1 protein-coding gene and 1 pseudogene are annotated in these 1,518 nt (G+C 60.1%); one reads left to right on the top strand and one right to left on the bottom strand.

The annotated features are described in order from the left end of the window. Window positions 1-276 precede the first annotated feature (276 nt). Complete coding sequence (locus tag ROA7023_RS23475) at window positions 277-1,305, bottom strand: IS110 family RNA-guided transposase (protein WP_085881347.1); 1,029 nt, start codon at window positions 1,303-1,305, stop codon at window positions 277-279. A gap of 85 nt (window positions 1,306-1,390) precedes the next feature. On the opposite strand from ROA7023_RS23475, the pseudogene ROA7023_RS25955 reads away from it, so the two are divergent. Next, window positions 1,391-1,518 (top strand): annotated as a pseudogene (locus ROA7023_RS25955) (hypothetical protein); the annotation flags it as partial.

The raw sequence follows: 1,518 nt of genomic DNA, 5'->3' as shown, positions 1-1,518 counted from the left end.
TTCTGTGGTTGCCGCCCATGGTGCAAGAGCATTTTTCCCTTCTGCGCATGTGATCGATTGCGAACTTCTGTCAGGCCTTTCGATGCAGCCATGTCAGAAGCTGCGGGCCGGTATGGTGATCTGCGGATCGGGTCCAAATCTAACCGCCGGGCTCAATTGCCCACAATTTGTTCCTGGTTTTCCCGATCCAGATCTGTTCGATCATTCTGCCCATTCGGGTCTTCGCTCTCTCACACCTCCTGTACCGGCGTCACGCCGACGGGGTTTCTGCCCCCATCATGTAGCGCCAGCCGGTACCGGATCTCTGTAATCCTCCTGTTTCGTCAGCATGGCCCAGATCATGCGGGCCATCTTGTTGGCCAGCGCGACGGCCACCAACATCTTCGGCTTGCGCGCCCGCAGCCGGTCGAGCCACGACCCCTCGCGAATGGATCTTGCCCCCATCCAGTTCAGCCGCGACATCGCGCCGATGATCAGCAGACGCCGGATGTCAGACTGCCCGGCCTTGGAAATACGCCCAAGCCGCTCTTTGCCACCCGATGACATCTGCCTTGGCACTAGACCAAGCCAGGCGGCGAAGTCGCGACCGCATTTGAACGTCGCCATCGCAGGCGCATAGGCCTCGACCGCCAGCGCGGTCATCGGCCCGACACCCGGCATTGTTTGCAGCCTGCGCGCAGTCGGGGTCAACGCCGCCTGCGCCGCGATCTTGCGGGTCTTGGCCTCAATGCGTACGGTTTTCTCAGCAATCTGTTCGAGCAGGTCGCGCGCCTCTTCTCGCGCCAGATCTGGAAGATCGCAAGTTTCGGCCTCGATGATTTCGACAATGCGTTTAAGATGCACCGATCCCTGCGGCACAGCATGGCCGTATTCGTAGAGCGCCGCGCGTAGTGCATTCGAAAGCTCGGTGCGCTGATGCACCAGCCGTTCGCGGGCCCGAAACAGTGCCGCCCGCGCCTGCTGCTCTTCAGTCTTCGGCGGCACAAAGCGCATTTCGGGGCGCTGCGCTGCGACGACGATCGCTTCGGCATCAGCAGCATCGTTTTTCTGGCGTTTAACAAAGGGCTTCACATATTGTGGCGCGATCAGCTTGACCTCATGGCCTGCCTTCGAAAGCTCTCGCGCCCAATAGCTGGCGCTGCCGCAGGCTTCCAAAACAACCACCGCCGCCGGATGGTCTGCCATAAACGCCATGAACTGCGGGCGCGTCAGCTTCTTGCGAAACTTGACCTCGCCCGTCATTGATGCCCCGTGAAGCTGGAACACATTTTTTGCCAGATCCACCCCGATCATTGTATCTTTCATCTCGCCGTCCTCTTCGCTTTGTGGTTCTCAGACCAACATCGTGGCACATTACGATGCCGTTTGGGGAGGGCGGCAACCACCCCATCTGACCGAACTCGGGACGTGGGACGAGGCTGCGCTGTCGGCGGAACTGAACGAGCTACTGGCGGAGGATTTCGACCTGTCGCTGGTGGGCTTTTCCGACGGCGAGTTGGACAAGCTGCTGGCCTTCGA

Origin of the sequence: Roseisalinus antarcticus (assembly GCF_900172355.1) — a bacterium.
GTDB lineage: Bacteria > Pseudomonadota > Alphaproteobacteria > Rhodobacterales > Rhodobacteraceae > Oceanicola > Oceanicola antarcticus_A.
This window is presented reverse-complemented; position numbering and strand designations above follow the sequence as displayed.